Origin of the sequence: Mesorhizobium sp. M7D.F.Ca.US.005.01.1.1 (assembly GCF_003952545.1) — a bacterium.
In the GTDB taxonomy this organism is placed as follows: Bacteria; Pseudomonadota; Alphaproteobacteria; order Rhizobiales; family Rhizobiaceae; genus Mesorhizobium; species Mesorhizobium loti.
Genome location: NZ_CP034453.1, coordinates 6,012,490 through 6,028,708 on the forward strand (window position 1 = coordinate 6,012,490; position 16,219 = coordinate 6,028,708).

Below are 16,219 nucleotides of genomic sequence, written 5' to 3' on the forward strand. Positions count from 1 at the left end.
CGATCTGGCGCCTGATCCGTCCCACTGTTCCTGAGATCAAAGGATGACGCCATGAACCCGAACGGCCAGATCGCGATCGTCACCGGCGGCGGCTCCGGTCTTGGCGAGGCAACGGCGCGCGCGCTGGCCGCCAAGGGCGCCCGCGTCGCCATCTTCGATGTCGGTATTGATCGCGCGGCCAAGGTCGCGGCCGAGATCGGCGGCATTGCCGTCCAGTGCGACGTCAGCAGCGCCGACAGCGGAACCGCTGCACTCGCCGACGTCGCCGCCAAGCTTGGCGAGCCGCGTATCCTGGTCAATTGCGCCGGCATCGCCATTGGCGTGAAGACGATCGGCAAGGATGGTCCTCATCCCCTCGATCAGTACCGCAAGGTGATCGAAGTCAATCTGATCGGCACGTTCAACATGATCCGCCTCGTCGCCGAGCGCGCGTCGAAGCTCGAGCCGCTGCAAGGTGGCGAGCGCGGCGTCATCGTCAACACCGCTTCGGTTGCCGCCTATGATGGCCAGATCGGCCAGGCCGCCTATGCGGCGTCCAAGGGCGGTGTCGTCGGCATGACGCTGCCGGTGGCGCGCGACCTTGCCCGTTCCGGCATCCGCGTCTGCACCATCGCGCCCGGCATCTTCAAGACGCCGATGATGGCCGGCATGCCGCAAGAGGTGCAGGATTCGCTGGGTGCCGCCGTGCCCTTCCCATCGCGTCTGGGCGAGCCGTCCGAATATGCCGCTCTCGCCCTTCACATCATCGAGAACCAGATGTTGAACGGCGAGACCATCCGTCTCGACGGCGCCATCCGCATGGCGCCGAAGTAGACGGTCATGAGCGCCGGCTTGCCAGCTGCCGGGAAGACCGGTCCGCTTGCCGGTTTGAAGGTGATCGAGATGGCCGGGCTCGGCCCCGTGCCGCTGGCCGGCCTGTTGCTGTCGGAGATGGGCGCCGAAGTGCTGCGCATCGAACGGGCGAGAACGAGCCAGCTCCTGTCGCTGCCGGATGAGTACAACATCGACCGCCACGGCCGCGCACTGCTGCGCCTCGACCTGAAGCGCCGGGAAGGCACCGATCTGCTGCTGCGCCTTGCCGAAAAGGCGGACATGTTGCTCGAAGGCTTTCGTCCCGGTGTCATGGAACGGCTTGGTCTCGGCCCGGAAGCGGTGCTGGCGCGCAACCCGGCGCTGATCTACGGCCGCATGACCGGCTTCGGCCAGGACGGCCCGCTCGCCGGGCGTGCCGGCCACGACATCACCTACCTCGCCTATTGCGGCGTGCTGCACGCCATTGGCCATGCCGACACCCGCCCAGTCCCGCCGCTCAACCTTGTCGCCGACTATGGCGGCGGTGCCATGATGCTGATTGCCGGCGTGCTGGCCGCCCTGTTCCAGCGCTCGCGCACCGGCAAGGGGGAGGTCATCGACGCGGCGATGGTCGAAGGCGCCTCGATGCTGGCGACGCCGCTACACGCCTTCATGGCGGCCGGGTTGTGGAGCGAAAAGCGCGGCGCGAACCTGCTCGATTCCGGCGCCCCCTTCTACGACACTTATGAGACGTCAGACGGCCGCCATATCGCCATCGGCTGCCTCGAGCCGCAGTTCTTCGCCGAATTCGCCAGGCTGCTGCCGCTCGACGAGCGCTTTGTATCCGGCCAGTACGACAGGGCATTGTGGCCGCCGATGCGCGCGGCCATTGCCCATCGGGTCCGGCAGAAATCGCGCGACGACTGGGACCTGCTGTTTGCCCAAACCGATGCCTGCGTTGCCCCGGTCCTGTCGCTGCAAGAGGCGAAGCACCATCCGCACAATCGGGCACGCAACGCCTTTGTGACGGCGGGTGCATTCGAGCGCCCTGCCCCGGCGCCGCGTTTCTCGAGCTTGCAACCAACACTGGCCACCATGCCCGGCGATGACGATTTGTCGCCGGCGACAATACTGGCACGTTTCGGCCTTGCGAAAGCCGAGATCGACGACCTTGTCAAATCCGGCTTGCTGACCGATAACTAGAGAAGATAAATCAACTTATTGCGGTGACGCCTTGGACGAACCGAAGAAGGACGTAATCCGCGAGACAGACGCCGAAGCGATCCGGCTGGGCAAGACGCTTCTGCGCAACGCCCGCTTTGGCGCTCTGGCGGTGATCGAACCGCAAACCGGCTCGCCGCTGGCCAGCAGGGTCGGCGTGGCCACCGACATTGATGGCGCGCCGCTGATCCTGGTTTCGATGCTCTCGGCGCACACCTGCGCCCTGCTTGCCGATCCGCGCTGCTCCCTGTTGCTTGGCGAACCCGGCAAAGGTGACCCGCTGGCGCACCCGCGCCTGACACTGGTCTGCCAGGCGGCACGGCTTGAGCGCGGATCAAGCGAACACGCCCGCACCGAGCGCCGTTATCTCAACCGCAATCCCAAGGCGAAACTTTACGCCGGTCTCGGCGACTTTTCGATTTTTCGCCTCGAGCCGCAACGCGCCAGCCTCAACGGCGGCTTCGGCAAGGCCTATCAGCTCGATCAATCGGATGTGCTCACAAGCGGACCGATCGTCGAGGAACTGGCGACGAGCGAACAATCCGCCATCGACCACATGAACGCCGACCATCTCGACGCGATCGCCGTTTATGCAAAGCATTTCACGAAAGTGTCCGGCAACGGCTGGATAATTGCCGGATTCGATGCCGATGGTATGGATCTGGTGTCGGGCGACGATGTTTGCCGGGTCTTCTTCCCACAACCCTTGGCAGCAGCACGCGAATTGCGACACGTTCTGGTCGAAATGGCCAGGGTCGGACGGGCCTCGGTCGACGTCGGCACTGGACTTAATTATGATTGATCAAAAGCAACACTTGAGATTTAAATGAAATGCTCTACCTTTTGTTGGTGACGTTGAATCGCATGTGCCGATTCACGAGTGAGTTTATGGAATCAGATGCCATTGCCCCCATGGCGTCAGGATGAACAAGAAGCATGGGGGATCGATGGTCTCGACAAAGCTAATCGTCAACGCCGAAGCGGCGGCAGAGTTTCTCATGCTGATGGGCAATGAGAAGCGCCTGTTGATCATGAGCTATCTCGCCGAGGGTGAAATGTCGGTCGGCGCCATCGCCGAGAAGGTGATGCTCAGCCAATCCGCCCTGTCCCAGCATCTCGCCAAGTTGCGGGCGCTCGACCTCGTCGACACACGCCGCGACCGGCAGATGATTTACTATTCCTGTAAATCCGACGCCGTGCGCGAACTGCTCCACATGCTGGACGGTATTTTCGGCAGCGGCAAGGACGACCTGTCCCAGATGGCGCACCGTTTGCGCCGTGCCGGAACCTGACCACACTGTAGCCCGCTGACCTCACCGGCGATTTCAAAGCGACATGCGCCCATCCGGGCGCACAGAGGTAGCTGATCGTTGTCAGAGCGACATGCGCCCATCCGGGCGCACAGAGGTAGCTGATCGTCGCGAATTGTCGCATCGTGCTTTCCTGGCCAAAGGTGAGCGCCGGGGATCGTTCCGGATATTCGGGCCGATGCGACGGCCGCGAGGAATGCATGGATCCCATTCGCATCGACGACCCGCAAGATCCGCGCGTCGCTGCCTATCTCGACATCCGCGAGCGTGACCTCGCCGGCCGGCAAGGCCGCTTCGTCGCCGAAGGCAAGGTGGTGTTGGACCTGCTGCTCTCGGCAGGGCGCTTTGCCGCCGAATCGGCGCTGATCCTGGAAAATCGGCTGGCCGGTCTCGAGGAGATCCTGCGCAAGGCGCCGGCCGACCTCCCCGTCTATGTCGCCACCAGCGCGGTGATGGACGCAATCGCCGGGTTTCACATGCATCGTGGCATCCTGGCCATGGGACGCAAGGGGGCGCCGCAGTCGGCTGAGGCTCTTCTCGATGCCTTGCCAGCCCAGGCGTTGGTCGTGGTGCTCGTCGGCATCGCCAACCATGACAATATGGGTTCGATCTTCCGCAACGCCGCCGCCTTTGGCGCCGACGCAGTTCTGCTGGATGCGACATGTTGCGATCCGCTCTACCGCAAGGCGATCCGCGTTTCCGTCGGCGCCGCGCTCAAGATCCCGTTCGCATCGTTCGCCGACACCGCCGGCTTCACGGCAATGCTCATCCGGCGCGGCTTCGAACAATTCGCGCTCTCACCACGCGGGCGGACCGACATCCGCGATGCGCAGCGGAGTGAACGCATGGCGCTCTATCTCGGTACCGAGGGTGAAGGCTTGCCGGACAGCCTGCTCGCACGCCTGCATAGCGTGCGGATCACCATGTCGGAAGGTTTCGACAGCCTGAACGTCGCAGCCGCCTCAGCCATCGCGCTGCATCATTTTTCGGCAAAAGAGAGCTGATCTCAGCTTGTCGCGTCAGCCTTCTGCAAATCCCGCACGCGGTCGGCAAGACTGCGGTTGCCGGAGCGTGCATCCGAAGGTGCCGCCAGCGCCTTGGCGATCGGCGAACCAGGCCCCTCAAGCTTGGCCGTCAGATGGACGACCTCCGCCGCCAGTTCGTTCATCTGCTCGCGCAGGGCGGAGCTGCCGTCCGTGGGATTGGACGCGGCCAGCGCGGTGAGATCCGCCTTCAGCCGCTTGTTCTCGCGCGCCAGCGCCGTCAGCCTCGCCTCGAGCCGCTCACGGTCGCTGTCGAGCTTGGCGATCGCCTTGTCGAGGTCATCGCTCCTGGCAACGTCGCCGCCCTTGCCGACCAGCCGCAAGGCCGGTGCGCTATCTTCGGCTTTCGATTTTTCGCGCATGCGCGCCAGTTCCTTTTCGCGGCGGTCGAGCTTGTCCTCGCGATCGGCAAGCGTGGCCAGCAGCCGTTCGACCTTCTTGTCGAGCTCGGCGGTCCTTTTCTTCTCGGCTTTCAGGGCGTCGCGCGCGGCCTTGCTTTCGGCCGCGATCTCCTGGCTGCGCCTGTCCGCTTCCTTGCGCTGGCCGCGCAGCAGCGCAATGTCACTGGCGAGTTTCTGCATTTCGGATTCGCGCGCCACGAGCTCGATCTGCCGGCTGCTGGAGGAAAAACTGGCGTCGTCATACATGTGCTCCAGCTTTTCCAGCTCGAGCGCGCGCTTTTCCAGCTTGCGTTCGGTCTCCTTGAGTCGCTCCGAAAGCTGCTGCAACTCGCCCTCGCGCTGATGCAACGCTTCGTTCTTGGCGCCGAGTTCGGTCAGCGCATGGTTCTTGTCCATGCGCTCGACCGCCAGCCCCTTCAGGGCCTCGCGACCGCGATTGATCTCGACGAGTTGTTCGGCCGCCTTCTCGCGCAACGCCTTGACGCTGATTTCGAGGCGGCGCGTCGACATAGCGTACTCGGCGCGGATGCGGTCCTTGTCCGCCTGGATCTCGGTTTGCGTCAGAGGGATCGAGCCTTCGATACGTTTGCGCGTCAGGGCGACGGCGCGACGCCATATGGCCGGAGCCACCATAAGCGCCAGAAAACCGGCGCAGAGAAAGCCGAGGACGAAGAACAGGACCGACTGAACCAAGTGACTACCCGTTGTGGACGGCAACCATCAAACCAATGCATGTCGCCCAAAAGTGGGAACCGGTTTTGGGACAACGACATGCAGCAAGATAAAACCAAAAGCGCGTCGAGCACTTTTGACTGTGCCACGTTGACATGGCGGAAATCCAGCGTTGCGGCAAGGCTTTGCCGCAACGGGACGGGTTTAATGCATGCCGCCCAAAAGTGGTCCCGGTTTTGGGCGAACGACATGCATAAGCCAAAGACCTTCAGCTCAGAACGGATTCCAGGTGGCGCGCTCGGTAAGCTTCAGATAGCCGAGATTGACGCCAAGCCGGGCACCGACACCGGTGCGGATCGGCACCAAAATCACGTTGTTGTTCTTCAGCACGTTGAAGCCGACACCAGCCACCACATAGGCCGAACCGGCGACGCCGCCGTAGCGGTTGTAGAGGCTGCCCACATCGTCGAGATTGTAGACCAGCATCATCACCCGCGACCCCTCGCCGCCAAAATCCCAGCCGAGTGACGGGCCTTGCCAGAACACTTTGTGATCGCCGGCATTCTTGGTGTAGAGCGTGCCTTCACCATAGGTCAGGCCGCCGATCAGCGCGCCCGAGCCCTCTTCGCCCAGCAGATAGCCGTTGGGCAGGCCGTAGGAAGCAAAAATCTTCTCGACGACCGTGGCGAGCCCGCCCGATGTCGCACCGAAGAACTTGTGCCCGGAATCGACAATCTCCTGAGCGGTATATTCCTGGGCCCGCAGGGCTGAAGTCGAGAAGACGAGAACGCCCAGGAGCGTGACCGCCATTGAGAAGACACGGAGAAAGCTCCGGTCGTAGTATCGGGAAAACATGCTTCCAATCTCCGTCAGGGAGCACCTTCGCCGACGCCTCGCACCCCGTACGGCTCTTTTAGCCGGCCGTTAAGGGTAACTGTTACGGGCAAACTATGCCGTAATCCTTTTTCAACCATTAAGCTCCCACATGAACATGGCGGTTCGAAGGCTGTTTTGGGGTCGCTTAAGTGGGTCGGCGGCCTGCGTGAACACGCCATTTGCCACATCCACAATTTTGGATTTGTTGCTGCACGCACGGGTGCTGTGTATTCAGAAAGCCCGAGGAGAGAGTGCGTGATTCGTGTGGGCAGGCGACGATCGATCGCTCGACCGTGAGTTATTAGATTTTGCAGGGATTTTCGCCGATGGCCGATCTGTTCACCCTTTCCGCACCCGATCTGGCAGCGCTATTATGCAGCCGGGTCTGCCACGACATCATCTCGCCGGTCGGCGCGATCAACAATGGGCTCGAGCTGCTCGATGAAGGCGGCGCTGACGAAGACGCCATGAAGCTGATCCGTCAGAGCGCCCGCAATGCTTCGGCCCGCCTGCAGTTCGCCCGCATCGCCTTCGGCGCCGCCGGCTCGGCCGGCATGCTGATCGATACCGGCGATGCCGAAGCGGTCGCAATCGCCTTCCTCAAGAACGAAAAGCCGGAACTGACCTGGAACGGGACCCGCGCACTGCTGCCCAAGAACAAGGTCAAGCTGCTGCTCAACCTGATCCTCGTCGCCAACGCCGCCATTCCGCGCGGCGGCAAGCTTTCGGTAACGCTGGAAAACCTCGAAACCGAGCCGCGTTTCGCGCTTGCGGCGGCTGGCCCGATGCTGCGTGTGCCGCCGAAATTCCTCGAACTGCATTCCGGCCACAAGCCGGAGGAGCCGATCGACGCGCATTCCGTGCAGCCCTATTACACGCTGCTTCTGGCGCGCGAAGCCGGCATGACGATATCGATCCACGCGACGCCGGAAGAAATCGTGCTTTCGGCTGCCTGATAGCGCAGCCGGGAAGCCGAAGTATTTTTCCATCGAAATCTGTAATTCCGGCCCAATGCGTTTGATCGCCTGGGCAGCGTTGAAGCATTCGCGAATAAAAGCGAACAGCCGCAGTCTTTGTAAAAATTTTACCTAACGCCTTTTCGGCTTCTTTACCAGATTGGCCTATGGTGCGTCTGGATACCCCCGACGCTACCGGATTGCCAGACGGCAAAGAGGACCCGGAAATGAAACGCTGCATGTTCGTCGACGATTCAAGTGTCATCAGGAAGGTTGCAAAACGCATCCTGGGCGGCTCCGAAATGATTGTCATCGAGGCAGCCAGCGGACTTGATGCGCTGGAGATGTGCGCCGCCGACATGCCCGACATCATCGTCGTCGATGGCGCCTTGCCTGATGTGCCGGCGGTCGATCTCATCCGTCGCGTGCGCGCCATGGAGAGCCCGATAAGGCCGCAGATCCTGATTTCACTGGTCGAGCTCGATATCGCTTCGATCATGCGGGCCAAGCGCGCCGGCGCCCAGGGCTACCTCTTGAAGCCATTCAACAGGCCGCAACTGCTCGAGCGTTTTCGCACCTTGAAGATCGCACCTGATTCGGTGGTGTTGAGCAATTCCAGGAAAAGCGCGTGACGCGCCTGCTGTCAGGAATTGCGTAAAAAGAGATAATTGCCAGCCCATCACGCAAAAAACCCGGCCAGAGCCGGGTTTTTTATTGAAGAAAGTCCGAACGATGCCCGTCGATCAGGCGCTGACGCGGATGTCTTCCGGTTCGCGCAGCACATAGCCGCGACCCCAGACCGTCTCGATGTAATTCTGGCCGCCAGATGCCGCGTCGAGCTTCTTGCGCAGCTTGCAGATGAAGACGTCGATGATCTTGAGCTCAGGCTCGTCCATGCCGCCATAAAGATGGTTGAGGAACATTTCCTTGGTCAGCGTCGTGCCCTTGCGCAGCGAGAGCAGCTCCAGCATCTGGTATTCCTTGCCGGTCAGGTGCACGCGCTGGCCGCCGACTTCGACGGTCTTGGCATCGAGGTTGACCACCAGGTCGCCGGTGGTGATGACCGACTGGGCGTGCCCCTTGGAGCGCCGCACGATGGCGTGAATGCGGGCAACCAGCTCATCCTTGTGGAACGGCTTGGTCATGTAGTCGTCAGCGCCGAAGCCGAGACCACGCACCTTGTCCTCGATGCCGGCCATGCCCGAGAGGATAAGGATTGGCGTCTTTACCTTGGAAAGGCGAAGCGTTCTCAAGACCTCGTAGCCCGACATGTCAGGCAGGTTGAGATCGAGAAGGATGATGTCGTAATCGTAGAGCTTGCCTAGATCGACGCCCTCTTCACCGAGATCGGTCGTGTAGACGTTGAAACTTTCCGATTTCAGCATCAGCTCGATGCTTTGTGCGGTTGCACTGTCATCTTCTATCAGCAGAACACGCATTTCATTCCCCTTTTCTGCTGCCGGACCATTTCACGACCCGTCCGGACCCGGAGCAGTGGTTGCCTTGTGCAGAGGCTGCCATCAAATGGTTAACAAAACCTAATTTCCCGCCCATGACGGTACCAGATTTTTTAACCTCTTTCTACACCCTCTTGAATCTAATAACGAATCTCAGAACCAAATCCTAATGCAACACATCAACAATCTGGACTAAGTGACTCCAGGGACTCATCGACGTCGCTTCCGCATCGGCGGCCGGAATTTTTACCCGGCCTTAAGTCCTGACCCGTATGATTAACAATGCCCGTAAACGAATGGTTACCGCTGGCAAAAAACTTTAGGGTTTTGTTTCCCATAGTTCGGGGAAAGCCGGTGGACACGGGTGCGGCCTGGGCTCTTCCAGGTGGTTTGGACGATAAGTGCGGGTGTGCGTTTCCGGGAGTACGAATCATGAAGTCACGTGAAAACCTCGTTCGGCTGAAACAGTTTCAGGTGAATGAGAAGCGGCGGCAGCTGCTGCAGCTCGACATGATGATCGCCGAGTTCGAACGCATGGCCGTCGAGCTGGAGCTTCAGATCACCGCTGAAGAAAAGAAGGCCGGCATCACCGACATCAACCATTTCGCCTATCCGACCTTCGCCAAGGCGGCGCGTTTGCGCCGCGACAACCTCAGAAATTCGCAAAGCGACCTCGCGCAGCAGCGAAGCACTGCCGAATCATTACTCGGCGAAGCTGAAGCGGAGCTTTCCAAGGCGGAAATGCTGGAATCGCGTGACACCAAGATCCGCGAAGCCGAAATCGGCGGCCGCAGCGCCATGATCGGCTGAAACCGGCCTGTCCACGACATTGGCGCTTGCCATCTGGCAAGTGCATGATCTCGGCCGGCCCTGGTGGAAGGCCGCCAAGAAAACTGAGAGCCGCCCTAAGTTTTTATGCATGTCGTTTTCCCAAAACTGGAGTGCGCCCCTTGGGATGGACACTGATCAGGCTGCAGTTTTGCCCGTCTGCCGGATGTGTTGATCCTCGAACTGTTGCGGGCTGAGATATCCCAGCGCCGAATGGAGCCTGCGTTTGTTGTAGACTTGGTCGATGAAGTGGGGAAGGTGCTCGGCAACCTCCTCGAAGGTTTCAAGCGCCATCGGATAAACCGCCTCGAGCTTCAGGGTCTTCATGAAGCTCTCCGCTTTGGCATTGTCATAAGGATTGCCCTTGCGGCCCATCGAGCCGGCCAGACCGTGGCCGGTGAGAAGCTGCCGGTAAGTCTCGGCGGCATATTGGGAGCCGCGATCGGAATGGTGAACGCAGCCTGGCGGTGGCTTTCTGCGCTCGATTGCGGCGCGCAAGGCGGCGCCCGTCAGGCGGGCATCGATGGCGCGGCTGATGGCGTAGCCGACGATCATGCGCGACCAGACATCGAGAATGATGGCGACGTAGACGAAGCGGACCGGCAGCGCGACATAGGTGATGTCGCCGACCCAGAGTTGGTTCGGACCGGTCGGGACGATGTCCTTTGCCAGATTGGGGAAGATCGGACTGTTGTGATTGCTGTCGGTCGTGGCGACGAACCGGCGTCTGACCTTCGGTTGCAGGCCGTGATCGCGCATCAGGCGGCGGATCTTCTTGTGGTTCACCACAAAGCCTTGCTGGCGCAAGGCCGCGCCCACGCGGCGATAGCCATAAAACTCGAATTCGTCGCAGATCGCGAACATCGTCTCGACGATAGCGGTGTCATCGGCCGGCCATTGCGGACGGTCATAAAAGGTCGAACGCGCCAGATCCATCAGCCGGCATCCTTCGGCGATAGAGAGGCCGGGGGGCCGATGATGGCGGATGTAATCCCGCTTTTCGGCCGCGGAGCATTCTTCAGAGCCCCCTTTAGAAACTCCAGCTCCAGAGCCTGCTTGCCGACCAGCCGCTCAAGCGCGGCGATCCGCGCCTCATATTCCGTGATCAGAGTGGCAGAAGCCGTATCTTCATCGAAGCCGCCTGCCTCATACTTGCCAATCCAGACACGGATCAGGGTGCGGGTGACGTCATGCCGTTTCGCCAAACTGTGCAGCGTCTCGCCCGACAGATATTCCTGCACCACCTGACGCTTGAACGTGATGCTGTAACTACGATGTCTTGCCATGGTTCTCTCTCCGAAAACCCGACAGCCATGGTCAATTCCTCAGGACGATCTGTCCACCCCTAGGGGCGCACTCCAAACCGAGGTCACTTTTGGGCGACATACATTAGGCGGCCCAATCCCCTTCACCATCGGCAATTGCCCTCGCACGGGCGTCCTTGATGTCCGGTGCATGCTGCTCCGCCCATGATCTGATCTGGGTAAGCAGCCCCGCCAGATTCTGGCCGAGTTCGGTCAATTCATATTCGACACGCGGCGGGATGACCGGGAAGATATCGCGCCGCACCAGTCCGTCACGCTCAAGCACGCGCAGCGTCTGCGTCAGCATCTTCGGCGTAATGCCTTCGAGCTTGCGGGCAAGCTCGCCATTGCGCAGCCGGCCTTTGCGCAGCGCGCAAACCACCAGATAGACCCATTTGCTGGCCAGCATCTCCAGCACGGTGTGCGAAGGACACGTTCGCCGGAACGCGTCATAGCCGAAACCGCAGTCGTTCTCACTATCCATGATGTGCGTATATATCATAAAGGTACATACTGGACAAGGGACTATTACTATCCAAATGATAGTGGCAGCAACCAAACAGGAGATATCTCAATGCGTGCCGTTATCCAGAACTCCGTCGGCGGACCCGACGTCCTTGTCATTGCCAACCAGCCCGACCCCACACCAAAGGCCGGCGAGGTGCTGGTCCGCGTCAAAGCCGCCGGCATCAATCCGGTCGATGGCTCCGTTCGCGCCGGCCACTATCAGCTGCTCGGCGAGCCCCCCTTCATCCTGGGCTGGGATATCTCGGGAACAATCGAGGCGCTCGGCGCTGGCGTCACCGGCTTCAAGATCGGCGACGAGGTGTTCGGCATGCCGCGCTTTCCCAAGCAGGCGGCGGCCTATGCCGAACTGGCGGTTGTGCCGGCCGATGAAATCGCACTGAAACCGAAGGGCGCCGACCACCTCCAGGCAGGCGCCTTGCCTTTGGCCGGCCTGACCGCCTGGCAAGGCCTCGTCCGCCATGGCGGGCTGAAATCGGGCCAGCGCGTATTGGTCCATGCGGGGGCCGGCGGCGTCGGCCATCTGGCGGTGCAGATCGCCAAGGCGCGCGGCGCCTATGTTATCGCCACCGCCAGCCCGCAAAAGCTCGATTTCGTCCGCAAACTCGGCGCCGATGAGGTCATCGACTACACCAAGGGCGATTTCACCGACCAGGTTCGCGACATCGATCTGGTGCTGGAGCCACTGGGCGGCGAGCATGCCGAACGCTCACTGAAGGTGCTCAAGCGCGGTGGCGTGCTGGTGTCATTGCTCAATGTCAGCGACGCCACCAGGGCGCAGGCCAGTGCGCAGGGCATCCGGGTCGAGCGCATGTCCGTCGTGCCCGACAGGAAGGGCCTGCAGGAACTGGCTCAGTTGATCGATGCGAAAAAGCTCGCCGTCCATGTGGCGAAAAGCTTCCCGCTCGACCAGGCGGGGGCTGCTCACGCCTTCCTTGCCACCAAGCCGATCGGCAAGGTTGTGCTGACGGTTTGAGCGCCAAAAGACTCGTTTCGAAAACGAAGGCGCGGCTTGTCGCGCCCTTATTTCCAGCGCGCGGGCGCGGACGAACCTCGCGCGGCGCGCTGGATCGTCTCGCCTCTGCCCGGTTATATGCGAGATCGGCGACGTTGAGAAACGGGTGCGCGCTCGAGAATCCATATGGGTAGAACCAATTCGAACGGAACCTCCTATCGATCTTTAAGCCTTTTAACCCATGTTACCGAAGTGGGTAACAAGAAATACTTGGAATCTTAAGTTTTGGGGCAAAGCGTGTGGTATATTCCGGGAGTACCGAGGAAAAACGCCGATGGGTTCGAAGAGACGTCAACTTCCTTGTTCGACTCATCTTCCCGTCACATGGCCTGCGAGAGGTACTGAGCGCCAATTTCCGTATGCTGGACCTGTCTGAGGGCGGAGCGGCGCTGTATATCGGCAGCTTTTCAGGCAGTCCGGATCACTTTTACCTGCAATTTGGTGACGAAAAATCCGAACTCGTGAGCTGCTACCTGGTTCAAAGGACACAACACGCGCTAAGTTGCCGATTCAGCAATCCGCTCCCAACCGCACATATCGACGCGATTATTGCCCAGAAAGAGATGGACCTAACCATCGAAAGTCTTTTTTCGAAGACGAACGAGGATTTGGTCAACGACTTCCTCGGCTCATTTGTGGAATAGATTTCTTTCATACCTGATCGGGGAAGCGCGATCTTCTCCTCGCCCTGTGGAACCCCGAAGGAGGGACGACCCATGGCTCACCCCCGCGGGTCTGCGAGCGAGCTTGCGTTGTGGGCGATCGAGGGGGGCCGCGCTCACCGGCCCGCGAGCGAAAAAAGGACGGTTGCGCCGCCCCTCGATTCACGACCGCCGTTCCAGAAGCAAATCTTGCTAGTGCCGGTATTGCTGGATGCGTGTCGTGCGCAGCCCGGCAAGGCCATATTCGTCGATCGACGCCTGCCAGGACAGGAATTCCTCGGTGGTGAGCTTGTAGCGTTGGCAAGCCTCGTCCAGGCTCAAAAGCCCGCCGCGCACGGCCGCAACCACTTCCGCCTTGCGCCGGATAACCCAGCGACGTGTATTCGTCGGCGGCAGATCGGCAATCGTAAGTGGGCTGCCGTCAGGCCCGATAACATATTTGACTCTCGGTCTAACCAGATCGGTCATCGTACTCTCTACAAAAAACTCAAAGACCCAATCCCCGCCACGTTACCGCCACAGCTTTAAAAATTGCCTAAGCAGACCCTAATGACTAGGTAAGGATCATGAACGCCGCGTTAGTCTTTTCGCCGGCATTTGAAACATCCGCCTGGAAGCGGCGGCAGTGCGCGAAAAATCCACCCGTTCACCGGACCCGGTCGCCGCCTGTCGATCCGCCCTGCAAGCTAGCGTAGCCGCAAAGCTTGACCTATATTCGCGTCATTGGCATTCAGACGCCGTGCAGAACGAAAGAACCATGAACAGCCTCGATCTTCCCGGACGTCCCGAAAACACCCGTATCGTCGTCGCCATGTCGGGCGGTGTCGATTCATCGGTCGTCGCCGGCCTGCTGAAGCGCGAGGGCTATGATGTCGTCGGCGTCACCTTGCAGCTCTACGACCATGGCGCGGCGACGCACCGGGCAGGTTCGTGCTGCGCTGGCCAGGACATCGACGACGCCCGCCGGGTTTCCGAGACGCTGGGCATCCCGCACTATGTGCTCGACTACGAAGAGCGCTTCCGCAAGGCGGTCATCGATCCCTTTGCCGAGAGCTACGTCGCCGGCGAGACGCCGATCCCATGCGTTTCCTGCAATCAGACGGTGAAGTTCGCCGACCTCCTGGCCACCGCCAAGGAGCTTGGCGCCGACGCCCTGGCCACCGGCCATTACATCCGCTCCGGTGCCAATGGCGCCCACCGCGCGCTCTACCGGCCGGTCGACGCCGACCGTGACCAGAGTTATTTCCTGTTCGCCACCACGCAGGCACAGATCGATTATCTGCGCTTTCCGCTTGGCGGCCTGTCGAAGCCGCAGGTTCGCGCCATTGCCGAGGAGATGGGGTTGACGGTTGCCGCCAAGCAGGACAGCCAGGACATCTGCTTCGTGCCGCAGGGCAAATATTCCGACATCATCGCCAAGCTGAAGCCGACTGCCGCCAATCCGGGCGACATCGTCCACATCGACGGCCGCGTGCTCGGCCGCCATGAGGGCATCCTGCGCTACACGATCGGCCAGCGCCGTGGCATCGGCATTGCTTCCGGCGAGCCGCTCTACGTCGTCCATCTCGATGCCGACCGCGCCCGTGTCGTGGTCGGCCCGCGCGAGGCGCTGGAGACGCACAAGATCTATCTGCGCAATATGAACTGGCTGGGCGACGGACCGCTCACAGATGTCCCCGCTGGCGGCCTGGAACTGTTCGCCAAGGTTCGCTCGACGCGACCGCCGCGCCCGGCCGTGCTGCATCACGGCAAAGGCGCCACATGGGTGGAACTGGTCGACGGCGAGTCCGGCATCGCGCCGGGCCAAGCCTGCGTGCTTTATTCCGACGACGGCAACGAGGCCCGCGTGTTCGGCGGCGGCTTCATCGAGCGTTCGGAGCGTGGCGCCGAGGCCGAGGCCATGCTGACTCGGCTTGCCGCCAGGCCGGCGCAGATTCCCGCCGAGTAGCAGGCTATCCCCTCAGAAACTGTTTCGAAACTCGCTCTGGCGAGCCATATGGCCGTTGTCTCGGGGGCGCGAGGCGACGAACGCGGCCGGCGTTTGGGTCCGTCAGGATTTGGTGTGGGTGACAGTGCCGGCAGTCAGGATGCGCAGCACCCTGATCGCTTCCTCGCCGCTGGTGCGCGGTTCGGCACGCGTCTCGATGCACTGGATGAAATGCTCAAGCTCGCGCGTCAGCGGCATGCCCTGGGCAACCGCGACATAGGACGGCTCATTGGTGGTGAAGGCCCATTGGCCGCTGTCCTGCCACACCGCATGGCGGTAGACGGCAAGCTTGCGTTCCCATGGCTCGACGTCGTCGAACACCGCCATCGCCTTGGTGCCGACCACCGTCAGCCGCCGCTCGCGATAGGGATTGAGACGCGACGTGAAGAGATGGCTGCGCAGGCCGTTGGGAAAGCGCATGTGCAGATGCGCGAAGTCGCTGAGATTGTCGAGCAGGGCGGCCCCCTCGCCGCGAACCTCGATCGGCTCTGTGCCGGTGATGGCCAGGATCATCGATAGATCGTGCGGCGCCAGGTCCCACAGCGCATCGTTCTCGGTGTGGAACTTGCCGAGGCCGAGCCGGTGCGAGTGGATGTAGCGGACTTCGCCGAGTTCGCCCTTGTCGATCAGCCCTTTCAGCGTCTCGAAGGCGGGATGGAAACGCAGGACGTGGCCGACCATGAAGACGCGGCCATTGTCCTTGGCCGCCTGCACCGCACGCTCGGCGTCGGCAACCGTCAGCGCGATCGGCTTTTCCACCAGCACGTCCTTGCCAGCCTCGACGGCACGCACGGCAAGGTCGGCATGGAATTGCGGCGGCAGTGCCATGACGATGGCGTCGATATCGTCACGGACGAACAACTGGTCCGGCTCGATCGCCAGGCAGTCCTGTTCGCTGGCGAAGCCTTCGGCACGGGCCCGGTTGGTGTCGGAGACCGCGTGCAGCGCGCCGAGCGCCTTGAGGGTGCGGATGTGGTTGCTGCCCCAGTATCCGCAACCGAGGACTGCAATGCGCGGCTTCATCTGTTTCAAACTCTAAAAACTCGTGGCCGAGACATAGCGACGTGCCCCGTCGAACTCAACCCCGGCGGCAGCAACCAAATGTCTGCGCGGCAAAGCTTTTCGATAATGACGATAAGCCGGCAAGCCGGTTGCTTCGAAGCTTGACAG

General features: G+C 61.3%; 19 protein-coding genes. 11 read left to right on the top strand and 8 right to left on the bottom strand.

The features are described 5' to 3' along the window. Nucleotides 1-51: 51 nt before the first annotated feature. The 5 genes from EJ076_RS29390 (at nucleotide 52) to EJ076_RS29410 (ending at nucleotide 4,327) form a co-directional block, all read left to right on the top strand. Nucleotides 52-813, top strand: coding sequence for a 3-hydroxyacyl-CoA dehydrogenase (locus tag EJ076_RS29390; protein ID WP_109659617.1), 762 nt, complete (start codon nucleotides 52-54; stop codon nucleotides 811-813). Nucleotides 814-819: 6 nt separating this feature from the next. Then, nucleotides 820-1,995, top strand: a complete 1,176-nt coding sequence (locus tag EJ076_RS29395) for a CaiB/BaiF CoA-transferase family protein (RefSeq protein ID WP_126070228.1) — start codon at nucleotides 820-822, stop codon at nucleotides 1,993-1,995. 31 nt (nucleotides 1,996-2,026) lie between these two features. After that, a complete protein-coding gene (locus EJ076_RS29400) occupies nucleotides 2,027-2,815 on the top strand; it encodes a HugZ family protein (RefSeq protein WP_126070229.1) in 789 nt (262 codons plus the stop codon). Nucleotides 2,816-2,960: 145 nt separating this feature from the next. Beyond that, on the top strand, nucleotides 2,961-3,305 hold the full coding sequence (locus tag EJ076_RS29405) for a metalloregulator ArsR/SmtB family transcription factor (RefSeq protein WP_109659611.1): 345 nt from the start codon (nucleotides 2,961-2,963) through the stop codon (nucleotides 3,303-3,305). A gap of 218 nt (nucleotides 3,306-3,523) precedes the next feature. Next, nucleotides 3,524-4,327 carry an RNA methyltransferase gene (locus tag EJ076_RS29410; protein WP_126070230.1) on the top strand — a complete coding sequence of 268 codons (804 nt, stop codon included), beginning with the start codon at nucleotides 3,524-3,526 and terminating at the stop codon, nucleotides 4,325-4,327. Nucleotides 4,328-4,329: 2 nt separating this feature from the next. On the opposite strand, the gene EJ076_RS29415 is transcribed toward EJ076_RS29410, so the two are convergent. Next, a complete protein-coding gene (locus EJ076_RS29415) occupies nucleotides 4,330-5,460 on the bottom strand; it encodes a hypothetical protein (RefSeq protein WP_126070231.1) in 1,131 nt (376 codons plus the stop codon). 252 nt (nucleotides 5,461-5,712) lie between these two features. Beyond that, nucleotides 5,713-6,249 (bottom strand): EipA family protein, encoded by a 537-nt coding sequence (locus EJ076_RS29420; protein WP_245270509.1) that lies wholly within the window; start codon nucleotides 6,247-6,249, stop codon nucleotides 5,713-5,715. A 392-nt stretch (nucleotides 6,250-6,641) separates the two neighbouring features. On the opposite strand from EJ076_RS29420, the gene EJ076_RS29425 reads away from it, so the two are divergent. Together EJ076_RS29425 and EJ076_RS29430 are read left to right on the top strand one after the other, a co-directional pair. Beyond that, nucleotides 6,642-7,271 (top strand): histidine phosphotransferase family protein, encoded by a 630-nt coding sequence (locus EJ076_RS29425; protein ID WP_109659605.1) that lies wholly within the window; start codon nucleotides 6,642-6,644, stop codon nucleotides 7,269-7,271. Nucleotides 7,272-7,498: 227 nt separating this feature from the next. Further along, nucleotides 7,499-7,903 carry a response regulator gene (locus EJ076_RS29430; RefSeq protein WP_109659603.1) on the top strand — a complete coding sequence of 135 codons (405 nt, stop codon included), beginning with the start codon at nucleotides 7,499-7,501 and terminating at the stop codon, nucleotides 7,901-7,903. A gap of 111 nt (nucleotides 7,904-8,014) precedes the next feature. Here the strand turns inward: EJ076_RS29430 and ctrA are convergent, their stop codons facing one another. Further along, nucleotides 8,015-8,710, bottom strand: a complete 696-nt coding sequence (gene ctrA, locus EJ076_RS29435) for a cell cycle two-component system response regulator CtrA (RefSeq protein WP_006203583.1) — start codon at nucleotides 8,708-8,710, stop codon at nucleotides 8,015-8,017. A 450-nt stretch (nucleotides 8,711-9,160) separates the two neighbouring features. On the opposite strand from ctrA, the gene EJ076_RS29440 reads away from it, so the two are divergent. Then, nucleotides 9,161-9,538, top strand: a complete 378-nt coding sequence (locus tag EJ076_RS29440) for a flagellar export protein FliJ (RefSeq protein WP_109659601.1) — start codon at nucleotides 9,161-9,163, stop codon at nucleotides 9,536-9,538. A 156-nt stretch (nucleotides 9,539-9,694) separates the two neighbouring features. On the opposite strand, the gene EJ076_RS29445 is transcribed toward EJ076_RS29440, so the two are convergent. From EJ076_RS29445 to EJ076_RS29455, 3 genes are all read right to left on the bottom strand, one after another. Beyond that, a complete protein-coding gene (locus tag EJ076_RS29445) occupies nucleotides 9,695-10,543 on the bottom strand; it encodes an IS3 family transposase (protein ID WP_126068668.1) in 849 nt (282 codons plus the stop codon). Next, nucleotides 10,492-10,842, bottom strand: a complete 351-nt coding sequence (locus EJ076_RS29450; protein ID WP_126068667.1) for a transposase — start codon at nucleotides 10,840-10,842, stop codon at nucleotides 10,492-10,494. Before EJ076_RS29450 ends, EJ076_RS29445 begins: the two co-directional genes overlap by 52 nt. Nucleotides 10,843-10,945: 103 nt before the next feature. Continuing rightward, complete coding sequence (locus EJ076_RS29455) at nucleotides 10,946-11,344, bottom strand: helix-turn-helix domain-containing protein (protein WP_126070232.1); 399 nt, start codon at nucleotides 11,342-11,344, stop codon at nucleotides 10,946-10,948. A gap of 90 nt (nucleotides 11,345-11,434) precedes the next feature. Between EJ076_RS29455 and EJ076_RS29460 the strand changes: the two genes are divergently transcribed. Then, nucleotides 11,435-12,361, top strand: a complete 927-nt coding sequence (locus tag EJ076_RS29460) for an NADP-dependent oxidoreductase (protein WP_126070233.1) — start codon at nucleotides 11,435-11,437, stop codon at nucleotides 12,359-12,361. A gap of 398 nt (nucleotides 12,362-12,759) precedes the next feature. Beyond that, entirely contained in the window at nucleotides 12,760-13,044 is a 285-nt protein-coding gene (locus EJ076_RS29465) for a hypothetical protein (RefSeq protein WP_109659595.1), read from the top strand. A gap of 210 nt (nucleotides 13,045-13,254) precedes the next feature. Here EJ076_RS29465 and EJ076_RS29470 read toward each other — a convergent pair whose 3' ends face one another. Then, a complete protein-coding gene (locus EJ076_RS29470; RefSeq protein ID WP_013529904.1) occupies nucleotides 13,255-13,530 on the bottom strand; it encodes a DUF1153 domain-containing protein in 276 nt (91 codons plus the stop codon). A 289-nt stretch (nucleotides 13,531-13,819) separates the two neighbouring features. Here EJ076_RS29470 and mnmA point away from each other — a divergent pair, with 289 nt between their 5' ends. Beyond that, the gene (mnmA, locus tag EJ076_RS29475; RefSeq protein WP_126070234.1) at nucleotides 13,820-15,010 is read left to right on the top strand and encodes a tRNA 2-thiouridine(34) synthase MnmA; all 1,191 of its coding nucleotides are present in this window, start codon (nucleotides 13,820-13,822) and stop codon (nucleotides 15,008-15,010) included. Nucleotides 15,011-15,112: 102 nt separating this feature from the next. On the opposite strand, the gene EJ076_RS29480 is transcribed toward mnmA, so the two are convergent. Then, on the bottom strand, nucleotides 15,113-16,072 hold the full coding sequence (locus EJ076_RS29480; protein ID WP_109659590.1) for a Gfo/Idh/MocA family oxidoreductase: 960 nt from the start codon (nucleotides 16,070-16,072) through the stop codon (nucleotides 15,113-15,115). Nucleotides 16,073-16,219: the final 147 nt, after the last annotated feature.

Coding starts and splice junctions, on each gene's coding strand:
- EJ076_RS29480 (WP_109659590.1), bottom strand. CDS start 16,072: ATGAAGCCGCGCATTGCAGTCCTCGGTTGCGGATACTGGGGCAGCAAC.
- ctrA (WP_006203583.1), bottom strand. CDS start 8,710: ATGCGTGTTCTGCTGATAGAAGATGACAGTGCAACCGCACAAAGCATC.
- EJ076_RS29395 (WP_126070228.1), top strand. CDS start 820: ATGAGCGCCGGCTTGCCAGCTGCCGGGAAGACCGGTCCGCTTGCCGGT.
- EJ076_RS29460 (WP_126070233.1), top strand. CDS start 11,435: ATGCGTGCCGTTATCCAGAACTCCGTCGGCGGACCCGACGTCCTTGTC.
- EJ076_RS29440 (WP_109659601.1), top strand. CDS start 9,161: ATGAAGTCACGTGAAAACCTCGTTCGGCTGAAACAGTTTCAGGTGAAT.
- EJ076_RS29455 (WP_126070232.1), bottom strand. CDS start 11,344: ATGGATAGTGAGAACGACTGCGGTTTCGGCTATGACGCGTTCCGGCGA.
- EJ076_RS29405 (WP_109659611.1), top strand. CDS start 2,961: ATGGTCTCGACAAAGCTAATCGTCAACGCCGAAGCGGCGGCAGAGTTT.
- EJ076_RS29420 (WP_245270509.1), bottom strand. CDS start 6,249: ATGGCGGTCACGCTCCTGGGCGTTCTCGTCTTCTCGACTTCAGCCCTG.
- EJ076_RS29465 (WP_109659595.1), top strand. CDS start 12,760: ATGCTGGACCTGTCTGAGGGCGGAGCGGCGCTGTATATCGGCAGCTTT.
- EJ076_RS29470 (WP_013529904.1), bottom strand. CDS start 13,530: ATGACCGATCTGGTTAGACCGAGAGTCAAATATGTTATCGGGCCTGAC.
- EJ076_RS29410 (WP_126070230.1), top strand. CDS start 3,524: ATGGATCCCATTCGCATCGACGACCCGCAAGATCCGCGCGTCGCTGCC.
- EJ076_RS29390 (WP_109659617.1), top strand. CDS start 52: ATGAACCCGAACGGCCAGATCGCGATCGTCACCGGCGGCGGCTCCGGT.
- EJ076_RS29450 (WP_126068667.1), bottom strand. CDS start 10,842: ATGGCAAGACATCGTAGTTACAGCATCACGTTCAAGCGTCAGGTGGTG.
- mnmA (WP_126070234.1), top strand. CDS start 13,820: ATGAACAGCCTCGATCTTCCCGGACGTCCCGAAAACACCCGTATCGTC.
- EJ076_RS29430 (WP_109659603.1), top strand. CDS start 7,499: ATGAAACGCTGCATGTTCGTCGACGATTCAAGTGTCATCAGGAAGGTT.
- EJ076_RS29425 (WP_109659605.1), top strand. CDS start 6,642: ATGGCCGATCTGTTCACCCTTTCCGCACCCGATCTGGCAGCGCTATTA.